Annotated in this window: 20 protein-coding genes and 3 tRNA genes; 9 read left to right on the top strand and 14 right to left on the bottom strand. The window is 38.9% G+C overall.

Features of this window, described 5'->3' with window-relative positions; genetic code table 11:
- Positions 1–27 precede the first annotated feature (27 nt).
- Complete coding sequence (locus tag CFY84_RS04115; protein ID WP_088822916.1) at positions 28–1,101, top strand: Tim44 domain-containing protein; 1,074 nt, start codon at positions 28–30, stop codon at positions 1,099–1,101.
- Positions 1,102–1,157: 56 nt separating this feature from the next.
- Here the strand turns inward: CFY84_RS04115 and CFY84_RS04120 are convergent, their stop codons facing one another.
- Positions 1,158–2,366: a S1C family serine protease gene (locus CFY84_RS04120; RefSeq protein WP_088822917.1), complete on the bottom strand. Its 1,209-nt coding sequence runs from the start codon at positions 2,364–2,366 to the stop codon at positions 1,158–1,160.
- Between the two features lie 168 nt (positions 2,367–2,534).
- On the opposite strand from CFY84_RS04120, the gene CFY84_RS04125 reads away from it, so the two are divergent.
- The 3 genes from CFY84_RS04125 (at position 2,535) to CFY84_RS04135 (ending at position 3,697) form a co-directional block, all read left to right on the top strand.
- A complete protein-coding gene (locus CFY84_RS04125) occupies positions 2,535–3,293 on the top strand; it encodes a Nif3-like dinuclear metal center hexameric protein (RefSeq protein ID WP_088822918.1) in 759 nt (252 codons plus the stop codon).
- Positions 3,294–3,539: 246 nt separating this feature from the next.
- Positions 3,540–3,615 (top strand) — tRNA-Asn (locus tag CFY84_RS04130).
- 6 nt (positions 3,616–3,621) lie between these two features.
- A tRNA-Asn gene (locus tag CFY84_RS04135) sits at positions 3,622–3,697 on the top strand.
- Between the two features lie 121 nt (positions 3,698–3,818).
- Here CFY84_RS04135 and CFY84_RS04140 read toward each other — a convergent pair.
- From CFY84_RS04140 to CFY84_RS04155, 4 genes are read right to left on the bottom strand one after another with little or no spacing between them, the layout of a single operon-like run.
- Positions 3,819–5,225: an efflux transporter outer membrane subunit gene (locus tag CFY84_RS04140; protein ID WP_088822919.1), complete on the bottom strand. Its 1,407-nt coding sequence runs from the start codon at positions 5,223–5,225 to the stop codon at positions 3,819–3,821.
- A gap of 1 nt (position 5,226) precedes the next feature.
- Positions 5,227–8,343 (bottom strand): efflux RND transporter permease subunit, encoded by a 3,117-nt coding sequence (locus CFY84_RS04145; protein ID WP_088822920.1) that lies wholly within the window; start codon positions 8,341–8,343, stop codon positions 5,227–5,229.
- A gap of 3 nt (positions 8,344–8,346) precedes the next feature.
- On the bottom strand, positions 8,347–11,505 hold the full coding sequence (locus CFY84_RS04150; protein ID WP_088823385.1) for an efflux RND transporter permease subunit: 3,159 nt from the start codon (positions 11,503–11,505) through the stop codon (positions 8,347–8,349).
- Between the two features lie 4 nt (positions 11,506–11,509).
- Positions 11,510–12,586, bottom strand: coding sequence for an efflux RND transporter periplasmic adaptor subunit (locus tag CFY84_RS04155; protein WP_228149594.1), 1,077 nt, complete (start codon positions 12,584–12,586; stop codon positions 11,510–11,512).
- Between the two features lie 401 nt (positions 12,587–12,987).
- On the opposite strand from CFY84_RS04155, the gene CFY84_RS04160 reads away from it, so the two are divergent.
- Together CFY84_RS04160 and CFY84_RS04165 are read left to right on the top strand one after the other, a co-directional pair.
- Positions 12,988–13,063: transfer RNA gene (locus CFY84_RS04160), tRNA-Asn, on the top strand.
- Between the two features lie 86 nt (positions 13,064–13,149).
- Positions 13,150–13,578 carry a DUF2726 domain-containing protein gene (locus tag CFY84_RS04165; RefSeq protein ID WP_088823386.1) on the top strand — a complete coding sequence of 143 codons (429 nt, stop codon included), beginning with the start codon at positions 13,150–13,152 and terminating at the stop codon, positions 13,576–13,578.
- Between the two features lie 3 nt (positions 13,579–13,581).
- Here CFY84_RS04165 and CFY84_RS04170 read toward each other — a convergent pair whose 3' ends face one another.
- The 7 genes from CFY84_RS04170 to CFY84_RS04200 all read right to left on the bottom strand — a co-directional run bounded on the left by CFY84_RS04170 (position 13,582) and on the right by CFY84_RS04200 (position 18,179).
- The gene (locus CFY84_RS04170; protein WP_088822922.1) at positions 13,582–13,809 is read right to left on the bottom strand and encodes a hypothetical protein; all 228 of its coding nucleotides are present in this window, start codon (positions 13,807–13,809) and stop codon (positions 13,582–13,584) included.
- A 29-nt stretch (positions 13,810–13,838) separates the two neighbouring features.
- Positions 13,839–14,711, bottom strand: coding sequence for a 4-hydroxybenzoate octaprenyltransferase (ubiA, locus tag CFY84_RS04175; protein ID WP_088822923.1), 873 nt, complete (start codon positions 14,709–14,711; stop codon positions 13,839–13,841).
- Between the two features lie 5 nt (positions 14,712–14,716).
- The gene (locus CFY84_RS04180; protein WP_088822924.1) at positions 14,717–15,229 is read right to left on the bottom strand and encodes a chorismate--pyruvate lyase family protein; all 513 of its coding nucleotides are present in this window, start codon (positions 15,227–15,229) and stop codon (positions 14,717–14,719) included.
- Positions 15,230–15,379: 150 nt separating this feature from the next.
- The gene (locus CFY84_RS04185; RefSeq protein WP_088822925.1) at positions 15,380–16,009 is read right to left on the bottom strand and encodes an OmpW/AlkL family protein; all 630 of its coding nucleotides are present in this window, start codon (positions 16,007–16,009) and stop codon (positions 15,380–15,382) included.
- A gap of 211 nt (positions 16,010–16,220) precedes the next feature.
- The gene (locus CFY84_RS04190; protein WP_088822926.1) at positions 16,221–16,652 is read right to left on the bottom strand and encodes an organic hydroperoxide resistance protein; all 432 of its coding nucleotides are present in this window, start codon (positions 16,650–16,652) and stop codon (positions 16,221–16,223) included.
- Between the two features lie 83 nt (positions 16,653–16,735).
- Positions 16,736–17,173, bottom strand: a complete 438-nt coding sequence (locus tag CFY84_RS04195) for a MarR family winged helix-turn-helix transcriptional regulator (RefSeq protein WP_088822927.1) — start codon at positions 17,171–17,173, stop codon at positions 16,736–16,738.
- 151 nt (positions 17,174–17,324) lie between these two features.
- Positions 17,325–18,179, bottom strand: coding sequence for an SDR family oxidoreductase (locus tag CFY84_RS04200; RefSeq protein WP_088822928.1), 855 nt, complete (start codon positions 18,177–18,179; stop codon positions 17,325–17,327).
- 101 nt (positions 18,180–18,280) lie between these two features.
- On the opposite strand from CFY84_RS04200, the gene CFY84_RS04205 reads away from it, so the two are divergent.
- Positions 18,281–18,646, top strand: coding sequence for a winged helix-turn-helix transcriptional regulator (locus CFY84_RS04205; protein WP_088822929.1), 366 nt, complete (start codon positions 18,281–18,283; stop codon positions 18,644–18,646).
- Between the two features lie 57 nt (positions 18,647–18,703).
- On the opposite strand, the gene glnA is transcribed toward CFY84_RS04205, so the two are convergent.
- The gene (glnA, locus tag CFY84_RS04210; protein WP_088822930.1) at positions 18,704–20,113 is read right to left on the bottom strand and encodes a type I glutamate--ammonia ligase; all 1,410 of its coding nucleotides are present in this window, start codon (positions 20,111–20,113) and stop codon (positions 18,704–18,706) included.
- Between the two features lie 510 nt (positions 20,114–20,623).
- Positions 20,624–20,851, bottom strand: coding sequence for a hypothetical protein (locus CFY84_RS04215; protein WP_088822931.1), 228 nt, complete (start codon positions 20,849–20,851; stop codon positions 20,624–20,626).
- Between the two features lie 367 nt (positions 20,852–21,218).
- Between CFY84_RS04215 and CFY84_RS04220 the strand changes: the two genes are divergently transcribed.
- Complete coding sequence (locus CFY84_RS04220; protein WP_088822932.1) at positions 21,219–21,806, top strand: anthranilate synthase component II; 588 nt, start codon at positions 21,219–21,221, stop codon at positions 21,804–21,806.
- A gap of 4 nt (positions 21,807–21,810) precedes the next feature.
- Positions 21,811–22,866, top strand: coding sequence for an anthranilate phosphoribosyltransferase (trpD, locus tag CFY84_RS04225; protein ID WP_088822933.1), 1,056 nt, complete (start codon positions 21,811–21,813; stop codon positions 22,864–22,866).
- The last annotated feature ends 1 nt before the right edge of the window (position 22,867 follow it).

Raw genomic sequence — 22,867 nt, forward strand, 5'->3', positions numbered from 1 at the left:
AATTTTTAATTTTCGCAGGAAAAATTAATGAAAACACGCCAACGTGGCTTAGTTGCAAGTATTTTGATGGCAACTTTGGTGATTTCACCGTTAGTCGATGCAAAACGCGCAGGCGGTGGCAAGAGCCAAGGCATGCAGCGTTCAGTTGCACCGAGTCAATCTCAACAGCAACAACGTTATGCAACACCAAATAATCAATATCAACAGCAACGTGGACCTCAAACTGCACCAGGTGCGACAGCAGCAACTGCAGCGCAGCAAAAAAATGGGTCTAACGTAGGACGCATGGTTGCAGCAGGCGCTGCAGGTGTGGCAGTCGGCGCGATTGCAGCAAATGCATTGGCTGATGATAAAACATCAACATCATCAAACCAACAAGGGCAATCTGCAGCAAACAACCAAGAATCGCAGTCTCAGAATCAATCTGCTGCTGCACAGCCTGAAGAGAAAAAATCAGGTATTCCTGGTTGGATTTGGATTATTCTAATTGCAGGTATTGCATTCTTCATTTTCCGTAAAATGAGTGCAAAAAAAAAATTAGACAATAATCCATTTGCTCCGAACAATGGCGGTGGTACACCAAACAACAGTACCCCGTCATTCCAAAACAACAATCAAAACCAAAGTGGTACAAACATCTTTGGTCAAAATGTTGGTGGTTCGGGCTCAAACTACAACGCACCGTCGCAAGCACCTTTTGGTGCAACCACGCAAAATGAGCAAACTCAATTGCCAGATGGCACTGAATCTGCTGCATTTTTGCGTATTGCGCGCCAACGTTTTAACCACATTCAATCAATGAATACAGCAAGTAATATCGAAGAAATTCGTCGTTACTTAACGTCTGATCTTTATAATTCGATGTATCAAGACATCATGGCCAACCGTGACCAAGATGTTGCTGAATTTGAAAACCTAAATGCATCTATTGCAGACACAGCCACTGAAAATAATCAGTATGTTGTCAGTGTACGTTTTACAGGTTCTGTATCAGAAGACCTAAATAGCACACCACAGCCATTTACTGAAGTGTGGCATTTTGTTAAACCAATTCAATCACAACAAGATTGGTTGGTTGCAGGGATTCAAGTTGAAAACTAATTGTTAGCGCAAAAAAAACCAGCAACTCGGGTTGCTGGTTTTTTTATGTCTTAAATTTAACGTGGACTTCTTGGTAAAGGTATATATTCTGAAGTACTTTCACGCTTTTGCTGACGCTCACCAACCTCAACCTCAAGTTCAACAGGTTGGTTATCACGCATTAAATTCACCTTCACTAAATTGCCTGGTGCTTGTAATGCAACATAGTTAATTAGATGAGCCGCTGAATGAATAGTAAAGTTATTAATCTTCACAATACGGTCACCTGCACGAATTCCAGCTTTCATCGCAGGACCATTATTTAAAGTTTTTGCAACGACTACACCATCGGTAATGCGCTGTGTCATATCTTCGTTATATGTTGGCGGCACTAAACTTAAACCAAGCCAACCACGAACTACACGCCCATCTTTTAAAATAGAATTAAACACATGCTGGCAAATTTTAGCAGGAATTGCAAAACCAATGCCTAATGAGCCACCAGACTGCGAGAAAATAGCTGTATTCACACCAATTAAGTTCCCTGCCACATCAATTAATGCACCGCCTGAGTTGCCTGGATTAATCGCAGCATCCGTTTGAATAAAATCTTCATAAGTATTAATGCCGAGATCAGAACGTCCCAAAGCAGAAATGATTCCTTGCGTCACTGTTTGCCCCACACCAAATGGGTTACCAATGGCAAGTACAATATCTCCCACTTCATTTCCACTTAATTTAAATGGCAACACGGGTAAATGATCTAAATTGATTTTAATGACAGCTAAATCAGTGTCTGGGTCCGTTCCAACCACCTCAGCCAATGCACGGCGCCCATCTTTTAAACCCACAATAATTTGATCTGCTTGAGAGATCACATGATTATTGGTTAGGATATAGCCATCTGCACGTACAATCACACCAGAACCTAAGTTGTTTTCTTTCTTGTTTTTTAATTCAGGTAATTGATTATTGAAAAACTCTTTGAACATCGGGTCATTCACAAACACCTGATTATTGGCTTTGACATTTTGGGTTGTGAAAATATTGACTACAGCAGGTGCAGCAACTTTAACTGCTGTACTATAACTATTAATAGATCCTGATTGACTAGGATTGACCAAAGGTTCTACGCGTTCAGCAGGCATTTTAATACCATCTGAGGCCACAGGTGCTGCGGGTTGAGTCGCAGGCACTTCAACAGTTTGGAAACGATTCCAAACAAGAAAACCAATGATCACGACAACCAATAAACCCCATGGTAACCATGTTAACGCTTTACGCACGTTCTTATTCCTCTCACTGAACAGCTTAATCCATTGATATAAAATATTTTAAATCACATTGTAATCAATAATGACTGAAAAAAATGGCTTTACCACTGTGGTTTTGTCTAGCTTTAGTTAATACTATGACCATACAAAATGGTACACAATCGAAAGGTAAAACGTACAATGGCTGAACTGAAACAGATTTTAAATTGGTGTGATCAAACCTTAAAAACCGTTGAATTTAAAGACTATTCACCCAATGGTCTTCAAGTTGAAGGTAAACCCACTGTTCGAAAAATCATGTGTGCAGTGACCGCATCTTTAGATGCCATTGAAGCATGTATTACCTCAGGTGCAGATGCATTATTGGTACATCATGGTTATTTTTGGAAAGGTGAAGCCTACCCAATTACTGGCATGCGTGGGCAACGTATTAAAAAGCTGATTCAGCATGATATTTCATTAATTGCCTACCATTTGCCTTTAGATGCACATCCAACACTTGGTAATAATGCAGCAATTGCTGATTTATTAGAGCTCACTGACATCACAGCCCTTAATCCTAATGACAAACATCCGATCGGCAATATTGGAATGTTAAAAACACCTTTAACTGCTGACGCATTCAAACAACTTTTAGCTGAGCAAATCCAGCCCAATATTTTGCACTTACCTGCCGAAAAACAACAGATTCAACGTGTTGGATTTTGTACTGGTGCAGCACAGGATTTCATTACACAAGCTGCTTTTGCTGAATGTGACGCTTATCTCTCTGGTGAAGTGAGTGAGCGTACGTTTTATGAAGCCAAAGAATTGAATGTGCATTATTTTGCCTGCGGTCATCATGCAACTGAACGTTATGGTATTCAGCGTTTAGGACAAGCCCTTGCAGAACAATTTTCCTTAGACTATGTATTTTTTGAGCAGCATAACCCTGTATAACGCCTGATATAAGCAATTCAGAATATGTTGGGTTGAAATCATAGTGAGTCATTTTTTAAAGCATGAACTTGCATTATTTTATCTATTCTCTGTTCACAATATGCTGTACATCTTATGAAATGATCAGCCCAATGCCACTAAAACAGGTTACGATATTGATTTTGTTTATTAAAAATACACTTGATATGCTTTTTTAAAATAAGTACTTGACGATATTTTATATCCACTCTAGAATCCACCCCAGATTCTCCAATAGCTCAGTCGGTAGAGCGACGGACTGTTAATCCGCAGGTCCCTGGTTCGAGCCCAGGTTGGAGAGCCAATCTAATCTCCCATAGCTCAGTTGGTAGAGCGACGGACTGTTAATCCGCAGGTCCCTGGTTCGAGCCCAGGTGGGAGAGCCAGATTTAAAAACCCTAAAGTTAATTGCTTTGGGGTTTTTTAGTGTTGGGTCTTGGTAAAATATAAAATAAGACGAACACAATAAATTGGTTCGCCCTACCTTGTATGATGCGGCTTCCTGCTCTAAGAATGCCATCCCCCGCCCAAAGCCACAATTAATGTCACGCTGTTTTGTAACTGTGTAGATTGCAACTGTAAAACACTTTGTTGACTATTTAAACGTGTTGCCTCTGTCGTTGCGACATTTAAATAATCAATCATTCCTTCTTCATATTGATTCTGATAGATTCTTACGGTTTCTGTTGCTGCTGCCAAAGCCTTTTGCTGTGCGATCATTTCCGTTTTTAAATTGGCTGATTTGGATAAACCATCTTCAACAGCTTGCATAGCATCTAAAACCGTTTGGCGATAACTTGCCACGGTTTCATTATAAGCTGCACGTGCAGATTGCACATTGGCTTTGTTACGACCAAAATCCCACACTGTTTGCGTAGCAGATGCACCCAATGACCAAATCAATGTACTTGCTGAAAATAACGTTGAAAAATGCTCAGTACTGCTGCCTGCACTTCCAGATAATGTCAAACTTGGAAAGTATCCTGCAATTGCAATTCCAATTGCTTCATTTGCAGCGGCAACACGGCGTTCTGCCGCTGCTATATCTGCACGGCGCTCAAGTAACTGACTCGGTACACCGACAGGCACGTCTGGCACATACAGCGGTGTATGGGTTTGTTTAGCCAAACTAAACTCAGCCGGTGCTTTACCAACAAGTACAGCTATCGCATGTTCATATTGTGCACGTTGCCATACCAAATCTGCTTTAGAGGCTTCTGCACTGTGCAAGGATTGCTGAGCTTGTGTTAAATCAGATTTTGCAATGATGCCTTCTTTATATTTCGCATCCAATACATTGCAATACTTGGTATAAATCGTAATTGTGCGTTCATATAACTCAATACGTTGATCTAATACTCGCAGTGCAAAATAGCTTTGTGCCAAAGTCGATTGTGCACTTAAAGTGGCATTGGCTAAGTCAGCAACACTCGCTTGCATACTGGCTTTATTTTCTTGAACTTGTCTACGTAATTTACCCCATAAATCAATTTCCCAACTTAGCCCGAGATTGGTTGCATATGCATTATCAATGGTGGTGGTTTCAATTGAATTGGTGCTTGAATTTTTTGCAGTTCGTGTTGCACTTGGTGTTAAGGTGAATGATGGATATAACGCAGCATTTGATGACCCTACCAAAGCGGCAGCTTGCTGGTATTTTGCAATATATTGCGCCACATTTTGATTTGAGATCACAACTTGTTCTTCAAGCTGGTTAAGCAGCGGATCTTGATATATCTTCCACCAATGACCTCGATCAATATCATCATTTGGTGTAGCCACTTTCCAGCCTGCCATTTCTTTATATTGCACCACATTCGATACAGCTGGACGCTGATAATTTGGACCAACGGTACAGCCTGTTAATACAGGAAGTATCACCAATAAAGATTGAATGGTTTTATTGTTCAACATATTAATGCTCATGTTTACTGACTGTTGGTTTATAAATTTGATGCCATAGTCGATTTGCCCACTGTGCAAAACGATCTAAATAGACATAAACCACAGGGGTTGTATATAAAGTTAAAATTTGACTTAATGCCAAACCACCACAAATGGCAAAACCAAGCGGTTTATGAATTTCTGCATTCCCCCCTGTTTCAACAATTAAAGGGAGGGCACCAAAAAAGGCTGCAAGGGTGGTCATTAAAATTGGTCTAAAACGTTTAGCGCAGGCATCGACAATGGCCGCTTCTGCAGAAACATGCTGTTTTTTCTGCGCATCTAATGCAAAATCAATCATTAAAATGGCATTCTTTTTGACAATACCAATTAAAAGTAAAATGCCTATCATCGCAATCACTGTGAGCTGTGTTTTAGTGATCAACAATAAAATCAGTGCACCTACGCCAGCTGAAGGTAAGGTTGATAAGATGGTTAATGGATGGACCCAACTTTCGTATAACACACCAAGTAAAATATAAATGGTGACCAATGCTGCCAAAATAAGCCACGGCATACTTTGAGCAAAACCAGTCGCCAATTTGGCTGTTCCTTGTAAACTGCCATGAATATCTGTGGGTACACCAATTTTGGTGAGTGTTTCATCAATAGCTTGTTGTGCTTGATTCAAAGACACGTTATCTGCAAGATTAAATGCAATGGTTGTGGTCGCCATTTGATCTTGGTGTGCCACAGCAAGCGCTGTATTGGCATACTCTAAATGTGCAAATGAAGAAACCGCAATAGGCTGATTACTACTATTTAAAACATGAAGCTGATTTAAAATATCTGGATTTTGTGTGTACTGCTCACCCAAACCAACAATCGTATAATACTGATTCAGCATTTTGTATTGTGTCGCAGTCTGTCTTTGACTAAAGGCATTATTTAAAAAGGTGTCAATGTCTTCAACATCTAAACCAAAACGCGTTGCAGCTTCTCGGTCAATCACAATTCTAACTTCTTGACCGCCTGTTTGTGAGTCACTGTCTACACTGGTCAGTTGCGGCAAGCCTTTTAAAGCAGCATAAATGATTGGGCTCCATTTTCTCAGCTGATCTAAATTGTCACTTTGCAAACTGAACTGATACGTTGCATTGGCGCTTCGTCCGCCAAATCTTAAATCTTGTGCTGGCATAAGAAATAAAGAAACCCCTGCCATGTCTTTTGTCACCATACTCAATCGGTTGGCAATTTGCATGGCTGAATCTTTACGTTGTTCTAAGTCTTTTAAACGAATGAAAAATGTACCTGTATTTCGAGAACCAAAACCACTACCCCCTGTCGATGACATGACATATTTTACATTCGGATCTTTCATGACCTGATCCGCAATGAACTTTAACTTCGGCTCAAAAGCTTGGAAACTGATATTTTGATCTGCTCGTACCATTCCCATTAACATGCCTGTATCTTGGTTCGGGAAAAACCCTTTTTCAACAGCCGAATATAAGTAGACATTACCAATCACAGTCAACAGTAACCCAAACATAGTCAATCGTTTATGCCGCATAATGACTGTTAAGCTATTCACATAAAATTGCTGTAATTTTGCTAAGCCATGTTCAATTGCTTGATAAATACGGTTTTGACTCGGTGTTTGTGCTTGATGCGGTTTCAGTAATTTTGCACATAACATGGGTGTTAATGTCAGCGATACAAACAATGAGAAAATTAAAGAAATAGACAAGGTTACCGCAAATTCTCGAAACAGCCGCCCTAAAATTCCGCTCATTAATAACAGTGGAATAAATACTGCAATTAATGAGGCTGTCATTGAAAGCACTGTAAAACCAATTTCTCGGCTGCCATCTAATGCAGCTTGAATCGGTGTTTTACCTTCTTCTAAATGCCGCATTATATTTTCAAGCACCACAATAGCATCATCAACCACGAACCCTGTAGCAATGATCAATGCCAACATAGACAGCGAATCTAGGGTATAACCCAATAAATACATGGCTGTAAATGTACTTACAATTGAAATGGGCAATGCCACTGCAGGAATAATCAGTGCACGACCATTTCTTAAAAAGATAAACACGACAGCGATAACCAATAAAATGGCGATGATTAAGGTCTTTTCCGTGTCATGCAATGCACTTCGGGTTAGAGTTGACCGATCAATGGTTAAACCCAACTGTGTTTCTGCTGGCAACATGCTATTTAAGGTTGGCATTTCTGCTTTTAACGCATCAATGGTATCTAACATATTGGCATTGGCTTGACGCGTGATTGAAATCATGACCGCAGGTTTATTGTTTAAATAACCTGCTGCATAAATGTCTTGTATCGAATCAACGACAGTCGCAACATCTTTTAATTTCACAGCAACACCATTACGGTATGCCACCACAATATCTCGATATTCATCCGCCTTGGTCAACTGACCATTGGCATCAATCCAAATATTATAATCTTGACCATTTAATTGCCCACGAGGGCTATTGGTGGTCGCGTTATCAATTGCTGTTCGTACTGTATCTAAGCTAATGCCATAACTTTCAAGCAGTTTAGGCTCCAACCCAACTCGGACCGCAGGCAAAGCACTGCCCCGAATATTAACCTGCCCCACACCCTGAATTTGCGCTATTTTCTGTTGTAATTTACTAGACGCTAAGTCATATAACTGACCACGCGATAAATTCGCTGAGGTCAGTGATAAAATCACAATCGGTGCATCTGATGGATTGGCTTTACGATATGTGGGTAAAGTTTTCATGCTGCTTGGTAACAAGCTACGCGCAGAGCTGATCGCAGCTTGAACCTCACGTGCTGCCCCATCAATATCTTTATCTAAATCAAACTGAATAATAACATTGGTTGAGCCTTGACCACTGGTTGAGGTTAACTCTGTAATTCCTGCAATTTGTCCCATGGCACGCTCAAGTGGCGTTGCCACCGTCGCAGCCATGGTTTCAGGGCTTGCCCCTGCCAAACTTGCTTGCACCATAATGGTCGGCATTTCAATTTTAGGCATCGGTGCGACAGGCATTAAATAAAATGACAGCGCACCAAGCAATGTCATGGCAATACTAATCAATAAGGTAGCAATTGGCCGTATTACAAATATTTTAGAAAAGTTCATTGCTTAACTTTCCTTCAATTTAGACGACTTAAAGCGTTCACTTAATCGCTCAAAGGCCAAATAAATCACAGGTGTTGTAAATAAGGTCAGCAACTGACTGAGTATTAGACCACCAACAATTACAAGCCCTAAAGGTTGACGCAGTTCAGAACCTGACCCTGTAGCAAACATCAAAGGAATAGCGCCTAACAATGCAGCACATGTGGTCATTAAAATTGGTCTAAAACGTAAAATACACGCTTGGTAAATTGCATCATCTGCAGTTTTACCCAACTTTCGCTCTTCTAAGGCAAAGTCAATCAGCATAATGGCATTTTTCTTGACAATACCGATCAACAAAATAATGCCAATCAGTGCAATTAAAGAAAACTCTGTGTCTGTAATTCGTAGTGCCAACAAAGCACCAATCCCTGCTGATGGCAATGTCGAGAGTACAGTAATCGGATGAATCCAACTTTCATATAAAATACCAAGCACAATGTACATGGTAATCACTGATGCCAAAATTAACCACAAGGTGTTTGAACCACTTGAACTATATGCCAATAATGCGCCCTGATTTTTAAAATTAATGGTATTTGGCAACCCAATTTCTTGCTTTATTTGATCCAATACCACGCGTGCATCTTCTAAAGTCATCCCTTTAGCCAAATTGAATGAAAAGGTCACCGCAGGGGTTTGATTAATACGGGTATAATTCAAATATCCCAACTTTTCTGTCCACGTCAGCAAATTACTCAGCGGCACCATTGCTGTAGATGTGGTCGTGGTATTGGTCGCTGTTGTTGATGTAGCAGTTGTTGTATTGGTCGTTGTGGTGCTTGTGGTGGTGGTCGTTGGTGTTAAATAGATATGTGAAAATGCAGTCATGTCTTGACGAAATTGATCTTCAACTTCAAGAACCACACGATATTGGTTGGCTTGTGTATAAATGGTCGAAATTAAACGCTGACCAAAAGCATTATACAAAGCAGTATCTATATCTGATGCAGTGATGCCATAACGACTGGCTTCAGGACGATTCATTGTTAAATAAGCCACAGGAGCGTGATTTTGCAAATTATTAGTCACATCTTTAAATGCAGGATTTTTTTGCATAGCGGTCATCATTTGATGTGTCCACTGCTCTAAATCTTTCTGATCAGATGTATCTAAACTAAATTGATATTGGCTTGGTGTAACCTGATCATCAACACTTAAATCTTGACTTTTTATAGCATAAAGCTCAATACCTGGGATATTTGATGCTTTATCTTTTAAACGCGCAATCACAACATCTGCTTTATCGCGAGATGAAAAGTCTTTTAAACTAATTTGTAAACGACCCGAATTCAAAGTTGAATTATTGGCTGCATCCACACCAACAATTGACGAGATTGAATCTACTGCTTCATCTTGTTGCAATGCATGTACCAAGGCTTGCTGACGCTTAGACATTTCAGTGAATGAAACACTTTGCGGTGCCACGGTAATTGCTTGAATTAAGCCTGTATCTTGCGCTGGGAAAAAGCCTTTAGGCACAAAAACATATAATGCCGCTGTTAAGAATACCGTCCCAATCGCAACCAATAACGTCAATTTTTGATGCTGTAAAACATACTTCAAACCATGCTCATAGACCTGTAATACACGGTCAAAGCCATGCCCGAAACCACGTGCAATCACATTATGTTTTTCTTCAGGAATGTGTTTTAACAAATATGCACTCAACATGGGGGTCAATGTCAGTGACACAATCATGGATACAAAAATTGAAACTGCAAGCGTAATTGAAAATTCACGAAACAAACGCCCAATAACATCGCCCATAAACAACAATGGAATCAGCACAGCCACTAAAGAAATGGTTAATGAAATAATGGTAAAACCAATTTCACGTGACCCTTTAATAGCAGCTTGCATTGGTGGTTCGCCATTTTCAATGTGACGCTGAATATTCTCGACCACAACAATGGCATCATCAATCACAAAACCTGTGGCCACTGTCAGCGCCATTAAGGTCAAGTTATTAATTGAAAAACCGGACAAATACATCACACCAAAAGTACCAATTAACGATAAAGGCACCGTGACACTTGGGATAAATGTCGCTGCAAATGTTCTTAAAAACAAAAATGAGACCATGACCACCAAACAAATGGACAACATCAACTCAAATTTCACATCATGAATAGATGCCCGAATGGTTTGTGTTCGGTCAGACAACACAGACAGTTTCACTGATGCAGGTAAACTGGCTTGGATTTGTGGCAACTGTTTTTGAATGCTGTCAACAATTGCCACCACATTGGTACCTGGTTGACGCTGTACATTCACAATAATGGCAGGCTTTCCATTTGCCCATGCACGTTGATATAAATCTTGTGGTGCTTCTTGAATTGTTGCGACATCTTTTAAATAAATAGCAGCATTATTTTCATATTTTAAAATTAAGTTTTTATATTCATCTGCACTGCGTAATTGATCATTTGCCTCAATGGTTACAGATTTACTTGCACCATCAAAACCACCCTTAGACCCATTCACATTCGCAGCATTAATGACTGTCGAAATACTTGCTAAAGTTAAGCCGTGTTGTGCCAATGCTGTTGGATTGGCCTGAATACGTACAGCAGTTTGTTGTCCACCTGCAAGGGTTACTAAACCAACACCAGAAATTTGTGATAATTTCAATGCCACCCGATTATTCAGTAAATCTTGAATTTTAATTAAAGGAATCGTATCTGATGTTGCTGCCAAGGTCACAATTGCGGTGTCTGCTGGATTGACCTTTTTATAACTTGGTCGATTGGGTAAGTCGGATGGCAATAAAGAATCAGCCACATTAATTGCAGCTTGAACCTCTTGCTCAGCAACATCTAAAGACGTTGTTAAACTGAATTTTAATGTAATAACAGATGCACCACCAGAGCTTGTAGAATACATCTGCTCAAGCCCTGCCATCTGTCCCAATTGACGTTCAAGCGGTGCAGTTACGCCACTGGTCATGACCTCGGGACCTGCACCTGGAAATAATGTTGTGACCTGAATTACAGGATAATCGACCTCAGGCAATGCTGAAATAGACAGGTTTTTATACGCTAGTAAACCGCTTAAAATCACAGCAATCATCAATAATAATGTTGCTACCGGTCGATCGATAAAAATACGTGATGGATTCATAATATCAATGTGGTCGTCTTGAATGTTCAGGCTTTTTCGCTGCATCTAAAATGCTGGTGTCTACAACTTCTGGCGTCACAATTTTGACTTTACTACCATTACCTAAAGCATCGCTCCCACTGGTTACGACACGATCACCGACACGAATTCCTGTCACAACCACTTTGCCATCTGCTGTTTCGGGTCCTGTTTTTACCACTACTTTGTGTGCTGTTGACTGCTGGTCAATGGTAAATACAAATTTACCTGAGTCACTGGCTTGTACTGCTGCTGTTGGAACCACAATGGCCTGAGGCAATGTGCTGGTATTTAACTTAATATTGACAAATTGATTCGGAAACAATTTATTATCTTGGTTGTTAAAAATAGCTTTTAACATTACTGTCCCGGTGGTGGCATCAATCTCATTACTAATTATTTTTACTTCACCTTGTGCCACTTGATTTGTTCCACTTAGATCAAATGCTTGAACTGGCAATGCTTTGCCTGCACGAATCGGCTCAACAATATTGGCCAATTGATTTTGTGGTACACCAAAAGTGACTGCAATCGGGTGCATTTGCGTGATCGTGACAATGCCTGTACTATCTGCGCTCACCGCATTACCAATGTCTGTTTTTCGAAGCCCAATATAGCCTGAAATTGGTGCTGTCACTTTCGCATACGTAATGTTGAGCTGCGCAGTTTTAATTTGCCCTTGTGCTGCTTTAACTGCACCCACATATTGGTTGGTCAAAGCAAGCTGTGTATCTAAATCTTGTTTTGCAATTGAGTCCTTTGCATATAAACGCTTATAACGCTCTAAGGTTAACTCTGCATTTTTCATCTGTGCTTGGCTTTCTGCCAATGTACCTTGATATTGCTCTAAAGTTGCTTGATAAGGTCTGACATCAATTTGAGCCAATAACTCACCTTGTTTGACATATTGCCCTTCATTAAAATAAATTTTTTCTAAGTTTCCAGTGACTCGACTGGTCACGGTGACAACCCGATCTGAAATGACTGTACCCAATGCACTGACTTGAATCGGAACATCTTGTTGTGTTGCTACCCCAACTTGAACGGGTTTAGACTGATCCATTTTGACATTGACTTGCTCATTACGGGGTCTTTTTTGGCTGAAAAAATAAACTGCTATGAAAATAATAACTATGATCACAATCCAAAGGATTGTTTTAACTTTGCGCGACATAGCAAAAACCTTGATTCCAAAGAAAATATTTGTATCGACAAATACAACTAACTCATCCATTAGTGCATAGTATTCACTATATTGATGGATTAATTATGTTTTTCACGTAAAAAAAATGAATAATCTATCTTTATCTTACCTATCAAAAATGACAACACAGAACACATGGTAAAAAATTGTACTAAATAAAAACTTTATGCTTATTTTTAAAACAAACAATCTTAAATCGCATCGCTTTTCCTCAATACAGCTTGACGCAGTGTTCAAGCCTAACTACAATTCACGCAGATTCTCCAATAGCTCAGTCGGTAGAGCGACGGACTGTTAATCCGCAGGTCCCTGGTTCGAGCCCAGGTTGGAGAGCCAGAATTCAAAAAACCCACTCTATTTGAGTGGGTTTTTTTATTATCCTCTGCATCGAAAGGATTGTATCCATGCTGCACGATTTATTGATGCAAATACCTCGCTATGTATATGTCATCGTTGCTATTGTGATTTTTATTATCTTGTTCAGATCTTTTTTTGCCCGTAAACAACAGTATTTTGCCCGCCCTGTATTAACCAATTTCGAAACCAAAATGTTTATACGGTTAAAAAAAGCATGCCCTCAACACCATGTATTGGCACAGGTGGCATTTAGTGCACTAATTACTAGCCGTGATTATAAATTAAGAAATAAATTTAACCGCAAAGTGACAGATTTTGTAATTTTAGATCAGCAAATGGATGTTTTGGCGATTATTGAGCTAGATGATCCTTCACACTTGGGCAAAGAAGCAGAAGATCAACAACGAGATGAGATGCTCCTTGATGCAGGATATCAGGTCTTTCGTTATACAAAAATTCCAACTATTGCCCAATTACAACGTGACTTATCTTAGCTTTTAACGTGAATGAGATGACACAGTTGCTTCAGGATCTGATGCCAAAGCTTGGTCATCTTTTTTATGTTGTTCAGCATATTCTGCGCGTTGTTCAGCATATTTCTTCTTGGTTTGCACATCTTTTGATGCTGCGAAAAATAGCATTAAAACCAATCCAATCGGCACAAGCAATGCTAAAAAGAAAACAATCCATGGTTTTTTGGTCTTTGGACGCTGTTCATTGCTCATACTACACTGACTCCAAACGAAAGATATAACTATAATAAGCTAAAGAAAATGCCTATAAAAATGATCATACCCACCCAGCGATTATGAAGAAATGTGGTAAAACAGCGCTGTGGATGGCGATCTTTGGTTTGTGTCCATTGATAAATGAAATCTAGCGCAACACAAAACAATGCTATAGTACCATAAGGATGTAGAATATCATCTATAAAAAGCGCTGTTCCAATACAAACAATACTCGCTATTTGTAAAAGCAAAATAATGTAAATATCAAAGCGCCCAAACAAAATGGCTGTAGATTTCACACCAATTTTTAAATCATATTCACGATCAGTGATGGCATATTGCGTATCATATGCCACAGTCCATGCTAAGTTTCCTGCATATAATAACCAACAGGTTAAATCAAGTGGACGTCCCATAGCGGTAAATGCCATTGGAATTGACCACGAAAAAGCAGCACCTAACACCACTTGTGGTAAATGCGTATAGCGCTTCATAAATGGATAAATAAAAGCCAAAAACAAGGCGCCAAATGAACAATAAAATGTTTGGATCGGTAGAAAAAATAACAAGCATGCACTGGCTGCAATCAGTACAATAAATACCGCCACTGCTTCTTTGGCTGAAATGATGCCTGTGGCAAGTGGTCTATTTTTAGTACGTGCAACATGACCATCAACTTTTCGATCCGCAAAATCATTAATGGCACAACCTGCTGCACGCATAAAAATTACGCCAAGAATCATCACTATAAGTGTTTTTAAATCAGGCATTCCTGATGCAGCAACCCAAAGTGCCCATAAAGTTGGCCAAAGCACAAGCTCGGTTCCAATCGGTTTATCAAAACGACATAAATAATAATATGCAGTGAACCGCTGAGTCCATGTAGTGGCTTTTGTCATGTCATTCACCCTAAGTTTTTTTGTTTTAAGAACCCAACAAATGAGGGTAAAAAGATTTCTTCAACCATAAAGTTATACCCATGCCAAGTATATCGACTTTGCCGTGCCCACCCATGTTCAGTTAAAAAGACACGGCGCTCACATAATGGCGTGGTACGTTGAAATAAAAAATGGCCAATCGGTTTTTGACCGAGTGTTTTAAAAATACGTGCTTTTTTTTGTAAGCCCATAATCGGGAAAATACTACGAGCTTTTACCCAAGGCATATTTTCAGAGCCATACAACAGTACTTCTCTAAACCATGCAGTATGTTGATGTGACACCTGTAAAAATACCGTATCTTGACGCGTAGGCCGCTGAAAATAAGATTGCTTAGGCTCGACATGAAACTGCCCTTGCCCAAGTTGGGTCAGCTGTTGCGTTAATGAGCCTGTGGCATACAACCAATCATAAAGCACATCATATTCAGGATGAATGTGCTTTCGTTTTGCATTATGGATTGGCTTCTTTTGATTCATTCAATGGTTTTTATTCAATCATTTTATCTAGTCTAACTGATAAAAATTAATTTTCGTATGCTATTTTGACTCAATCGTACTGATTTTATTTATTTTAATCATCTCAAAATAAAAAGCCCAATGTTGGGCTTTTTATGACAATGCTATAAATTAAAAGCGGTAGCTAATACCTGCAGTATAAACCCAAGGATCAATATTTAAGGTACCGATTTTCACGCCATCAATTTTTAAATCAGGCTCAACTTTTGCATAACGTACATCTGCAAAAACACCCCAATTTTTATTGTCTTTTATTGGATTCACCATTACACCAACTTGACCTGCTAAACCATAGGTCATATTTGCACGTAGTTTTGCACCTTCAAGATCGCCTCGTGCACGCTCTTGAAATGGAATCGCTGCAGTCACGCCTGCACCAAAATACGGAGTAATCGGTGTTGAGTTAATAAAATGATATTTAAATGTGAGTGTTGGCGGTAAATGCTTAAATTCAGCAATTTGAGCTGATGGCTGACCATTAATGCTGGCTTTCACTTCATGTTTAAATGGCGTTGCCAACAAAAGTTCTGCTGAAAAACGTGGGTCTTCAAAGAAATATTCAATCGATGGTGTAAAACTTGCACCATTGTCTGCTTTGGCATCTGTCACTAACCCTTCAGCCAACGTATTATGTTTTGCCGATGGTTGTAATAAGCTACCACCAATTTTAACTTGCCACTGACCTGCAAAAGATGCAGTTGAAATTGTTGCTAATGCAACAATAAAAGATGTTTTTAACATTGCTGTCCCCTTTATCAAACTTAAAGATAATATATAAAGGGTAATAATATGCAATCTTTTTTAAATATTTAACAGATAATAAAAAGTTATGTATAAATAGTAGCCATTTAAATCTTTATTTTGTTAACCATATGGCAAATTTACAAATATAGTTGCCCAATAAAAAAACACTTATCCATGGATAAGTGTTTTTTTATTGCTTGAAATTCGATTATTGAACGATTTTTAATGTCACATCGATATTGCCACGTGTTGCATTTGAATATGGACAAACAATATGTGCAGCTTGCACTAATTTTTCTGCCTCTTCTTGCGCTAAACCTGGCAAATGAATATTAAGTGTCACTTGAATGGCAAACCCTGTTGGGATTGGTCCAATACCGACTTCACCTGCAATTGACAAATCTTTTGGTAATGTAATTTTATCGCGACCTGCAACAAATTTCATTGCACCAATAAAACATGCTGAATAGCCTGCTGCAAACAACTCTTCTGGGTTGGTCACATCATTTCCACCAGCGCCACCCATTTCTTTTGGCGTACCCAATTTTAAATCAAGTGAGCCTGTTTCTGTTGTTGCTTTACCATCACGACCACCAGTTACAGTTGCTTTTGCTGTGTAAACTACTTTTTCTATTGACATTTTTATGCTCCGTGTTTTGTTTATATTAATTTATATCGTACACGATATAAATTCTCTGTCAACCAAGGAATGTTAAATAAGAATCAGTGATTTAACTTATCACGCAATGTATTGAGTTTTTGTTTTAATTCAAGCAAGCTTTGTATAGATTGTTCAGTTTCACAGTGAACTTGACGTGGAATATCTTTAGCTAGGGACCTCAAGTTACGCCCTTTTTGGGTTAAAGAGACAATCACTTGACGTTCATCATGTTCTGACTTCACACGTTTAATACACCCTAACACTTCTAAGCGTTTTAACATGGGTGTCAAGGTTGATGTTTCTAAAAACAATTGATGACCAATTTCAGAAACAATTTGATTATTCTTTTCCCACAGCACCAACATCACTAAATACTGTGAATATGTTAAGCCCAAAGGCTTTAACAATTGGCGATATAACTGATTAAAAGACAAATTGGTCGAATACACTGCAAAGCAGAGCTGGTTTTCCAGTTTAAATAAATCGTCTTTTTCGCTCATAGACTTGCCCTGTCCTATTTCATTGCCTCAACTATTATCAGGCATTATATATACAGTTATATGAAATAATCATCTTATGATGCTGAAATAAACGTTTTATATGAAAAACTTAAAGCCCATAATGGGCTTTAAGTGAAATAAAAACAAATCATTATCCCAATTGAGATGCTAGAACAGTACGAAGACTGGTACTTGGTCTAGCAAGTAAATGCACTAAATCTTTTGATTCACTAAATAAAGCGCCTTGGCTTGCTTGTACATCTGCATCCACCAAAATATCCGCAACAAAAGCGGGTAAACCAATGTTGACTAAAAGCTGATGAAACTCATCCCCTGTTAAATTTTGGTAAATCACCTTTTTATTGGCAATATGAGAAAGCTCGTCAGCCAATTCGGTCAACGTGTAAGATGCTGAACCTGCAAGTTCATATATTTTATTGTCATGCCCAGCTGTAGTTAATACATGAGCTGCAGCTTCTGCATAATCAGATCGCGTTGCTGAGCTAATTTTGCCATCATGCGCTGCACCATGCAGTATGCCTTGTTCAATCACTTGCTGTGCAGCTTGAGTATAATTCTCGGTATACCATCCATTTCGAAGCAAGGTATAAGTTAAACCACTATTTTTAATCAGTTCTTCAGTTTCGCGATGCTCTTGCGCCAAGCTCAATGTAGATTGGTCTGCATGTAAAAGACTGGTATAAAAAATATGGGCAACGTGGGCTGCTTTAGCAGCCTCAATGACATGTTTATGCTGTAATACACGGCGTCCAACATCACTCGCTGAAATTAATAATAAACGCTCTACGCCATCTAATGCTGCTGCCAACTGATCAGGCTGATCATAATCAAATGTTCTAACGATAATGCCTTTTGCTGCAAAATGCTCAGCTTTAGTAACATCACGCACCAAGACCACAAGCTCTGCTGAATTGTGTTGTTTGAGTAGATGTTCAACCACCAACTGTCCTAATTGACCTGTTGCGCCTGTAATTGCAATTTTCATATCGATACTCACTTTATTGTTGATATAAACAGCGTATAATAACTAATAACTAAAAGTAAGTACGTACCTAAAAGTAAGCATTACAGTGATGAGGTAAATATATGAATTCACTTGCATTCCCACCAAACACTTTGTCTAAAAAATGTCCTTCGCGTGAAGTTCTTGAGCATCTTTTGAGCAAATGGTCTGTTCTTATCTTTCGCTCACTACAAAATCAGACCTTACGTTTTAGTGAGTTAAAGCGAAATATTGATGGTGTCAGTGAAAAAATGTTAGCACAAACGCTTAAAACCCTAGAAAACGATGGTTTTATTGAACGTACAGTTTATGCAGAAATTCCACCTAAAGTGGAATATGCCTTAACCGACTTAGGTTTAGAAGCTGCTCATTACATGACAAGCTTAGTATTTTGGATCGAAGATAATTTGCCTAAAATTTTGGCACAAAAAAAACCGAGCTTACATTAAGCTCGGTTTTTTAAAGCACAAGGTTTATAACATGATAAAACTTATGCCAATTAAAAATTAAACGCTGTAGTACATGTCAAATTCAACTGGGTGTACTGTTGTATTTAAACGACGTACTTCTTCAGTTTTTAATTCAATGAATGCATCAATTGAATCTTTTGTGAATACCCCACCTTTCAATAGGAATTCATGATCCGCTTGTAATGCTTCAAGCGCCATGTCTAAGCTATGCGCAACTGTAGGAATTTTCGCTTCTTCTTCAGGCGGTAAATCATACAAGTTTTTGTCTGCAGGGCCACCTGGATGGATTTTGTTTTGAATGCCATCAAGACCAGCCATTAACAATGCAGCAAATGACAAGTATGGGTTTGCTGTAGGATCTGGGAAACGTGCTTCAATACGCTTGCCTTTCGGGCTTGATACGTGAGGAATACGAATTGATGCTGAACGGTTACACGCAGAATACGCAAGCATGATTGGTGCTTCGAAGTGCGGTACTAAACGCTTGTATGAGTTCGTTGATGGGTTAGTTAAGGCATTTAGTGCACGTGCATGCTTAATGATCCCGCCAATGAAATATAACGCAGTTTCAGATAAACCTGCATATTCATCGCCTGCAAATAGGTTTTTACCATCTTTTGCAATTGAAATATGTACATGCATACCAGAACCGTTATCGCCAACCAATGGTTTCGGCATAAACGTTGCTGTTTTTGCATATTGGTGTGCAACATTATGAACAGCATATTTAAATTGCTGAACTTCATCTGCTTTTTTAACCAATGTATTGAAGCTTACACCAATTTCTAGTTGGCAAGATGCCACTTCATGGTGATGCACTTCAACGCGGCCTGGTCCTAAAATTTCTTCAATTTTTGCACACATCTCTGCACGCATATCATGATGAGAATCAACAGGTGGTACTGGGAAGTAACCGCCTTTTACACGTGGACGGTGACCTGAGTTACCAGCATCATAGTCTTTACCTGTAGACCAAGCTGCTTCTTCTGCATAGATAGTATGACGTGCGCCAGACATATCAATGTCCCACTTCACTTCATCAAATACAAAAAATTCTGGTTCTGGACCAAAAAATGCTGTATCGCCAATTCCTGTTGACTTCAAGTATTCTTCTGCACGGCGTGCGATAGAGCGTGGATCGCGCTCATAACCTTGACCTGTTGAAGGCTCGATAACATCACAAGTAACAACAACTGTTGGCTCAGCAAAGAACGGATCAATAAAAGCGCTGTTCGGATCTGGGCGTAAAATCATATCTGATGCTTCAATGCCTTTCCAACCAGCAATTGATGAACCATCAAACATTTTACCATCTTCAAAATTTTCCTCATCAATTGAATGAGAAGGATAAGTGACGTGTTGTTCTTTCCCTTTTGTATCTGTAAAGCGAAAATCAACCCATCTAGCACCACTTTCTGTGATTAGTTCAAGAACTTTATTCGCCATGCTCTTTGCTCCAGTAGACTTATTTATTACACTTGTGAAGTGCATATTAACCGTTATGTTTTAACAAGCAACTCTTATGCCACTTTGCTGAAATAGCGCCAAGAGCGTGATAACATGTCACTACATTATCATGATTTATTTGCACAACTTGTTATATTATACCAAGCAACTGATAAATCGCACCAAATTAAAACACATGATTTAACGTTTTTTCATCAAAATTTTATATTTTAAATTTTATTGCTCAATATCAGTGCGCTAATTGGGGTTTTATTTATAATCAGGCTGTAAAATTAAACAGCATATGCTGTATATAGAACAATCAAAATATATAAAATTATTTAAATACAATAACTTAAAATAATGTAAAGACAATGACTTGTACATGATCGAAGAAAAACGATGCGCTGTAATAAGGCATTTGACGCCTACTGGCATGAAAGCCAAGCCAATATCAGCATTAATATCTCATTAATTGATCAAATATCTCTCGAACTTAAAGCTATAGCACTATTTGCATGGTGTTGATGATTGCTCTTGATGATCTGTATTAGATTTACAGGTATCAACCGTTTTAGACTGTGTTGAATCTGTGGTTGTCACAGTTTTATGGTTTGGATCGGAACGGCTTTCACTATTGTCTACAACCACAAGCGAAATTCCTAGACCACCTGTTGTTTTCGCAAAGGCAGCGGTACAAGAGAATAGTAATGCGATAGATAGGATGACTTTGTCCATAATTCGTCCTCGTGTTTATTATAATTTTTATGTACTACAGATTATAAAAGAATAATTCATGATTTCATTGTGCATTCTAGTAACGATCTATAGCTAAAAACACATAAAATCACATTCATGTTTAAAATTGATAAAAAAGAACATCATTTTCCGATTGAAATAATCTGCAATAAACATGATAAATTTAGTGACTATCTTGCCTTTTATGTTAATGATATAGTCATTTATCAAACTTCTTCTGTTGGTGTAAATACGCTATATTGACCCTATAGCTTTATTGCATATCGCAGAATATGCAGCATGAATAATAAGATAAATTATTCAAATGCTGTACACCTTCACTTAAAATCAAAAGGTTGAATCAGAAATGCTTCTAATGATTGACAATTATGACAGCTTTACTTATAACATCGTCCAATATTTTGGTGAGTTAAATCAAGATGTTAAAGTTGTTCGCAATGATCAAATTTCATTAGAGGACATCGAAACATGGCAACCTGAGTATTTGGTGATAGGTCCTGGACCTTGTACCCCGAGTGAAGCTGGCATTTCAATTCCAGCCATTCAACATTTTGCGGGAAAAATCCCAATTTTAGGGGTATGTTTAGGACATCAAAGTATTGGACAAGCCTTTGGTGGCGACACGATTCGTGCAAAAACGGTAATGCACGGTCGTTTATCAAAAATGTACCATACTGATGTCGGTATTTTTCAGAAATTACCATCGCCATTTACTGCCACACGCTATCACTCATTGGTCATTGATCAATCCACTTTGCCTGACTGTTTAGAAGTCACGTGTTGGACCAATCAAGAAGATGGGTCTATTGAAGAGATTATGGGCGTTAGACACAAGACCTTACCTATAGAAGGTGTTCAATTTCACCCAGAATCCATTTTAAGTGAGCACGGACATGAAGTGTTCAAAAACTTTTTAGAAACATATAAACAGTAGCATTATGGATATTAAGCAAGCACTCAACCACATTACCAAAAATATTCATTTAACTGATGACCAAATGCAAGATGTGATGTACACCATCATGCGAGGCGAAGCATCTGATGCGCAAATCGGTGCATTACTTATGGGTCTGCGCTTAAAAGGCGAAAGCATTCAAGAAATTACTGCTGCTGCTCGTGTAATGCGTGATTTATCTATTAAGGTAAACAGTACGAACATCGATTATTTGGTCGATATTGTGGGTACAGGCGGTGATGGGCAAAACCTATTTAATGTCTCTACAGCGGCAAGTTTTGTGATCTCTGCGGCAGGTGCAACCGTTGCTAAACATGGCAATCGTGGTGTATCTAGCCGTTCAGGATCATCTGATCTATTAGAGCAAGCAGGCATTCAGTTGGATTTGAATCAAATCCAAACTGAGCGCTGTTTACGTGAAATGAATTTGGGCTTTTTATTTGCACCAAATTATCACCAAGCAATGAAGCATGCGATTCGAGCACGAAAAGACTTAGGAATTCGTACCATCTTTAATTTACTTGGACCACTTACAAATCCTGCCAATGTTCAACAATTGGTGGTGGGTGTCTTTTCAGATGAATTATGTGTTCCTATGGCCGAAGTGTTTAAACAACTCGGCGCTCAACATGTCATGGTTGTTCATTCTAAAGATGGTTTAGATGAAATTAGTTTGGCGACAAGTACATTGGTTGCTGAATTAAAAGATGGTCAAATACAGACTTGGATATTAGAACCTCAAGCCTTTCATATTGAACCACAAACACTCTATGGTCTAGATGTTAAAGACCCTAAAGAAAGTTTGGCGTTAATTAAAGACGCGTTGGGTCGAAATAAAAGCCCATTGGGTCAAAAAGCGGCAGATTTAATTGCCTTAAATGCAGGTGCAGGCATTTATGTGTCGGGTTTAGCAACCACTTATGCTGAAGGTGTCTTGTTTGCACAAGATATTATTGATGGTGGACAAGCACTTGAAAAAATGAGTGTCTTTGCTGAATACACGAAAAATATTAAGCTTGCCCCGAGCACAATGGAGTAAA

The sequence above is a fragment of the Acinetobacter apis genome (assembly GCF_900197575.1).
Taxonomy (GTDB): domain Bacteria; phylum Pseudomonadota; class Gammaproteobacteria; order Pseudomonadales; family Moraxellaceae; genus Acinetobacter; species Acinetobacter apis.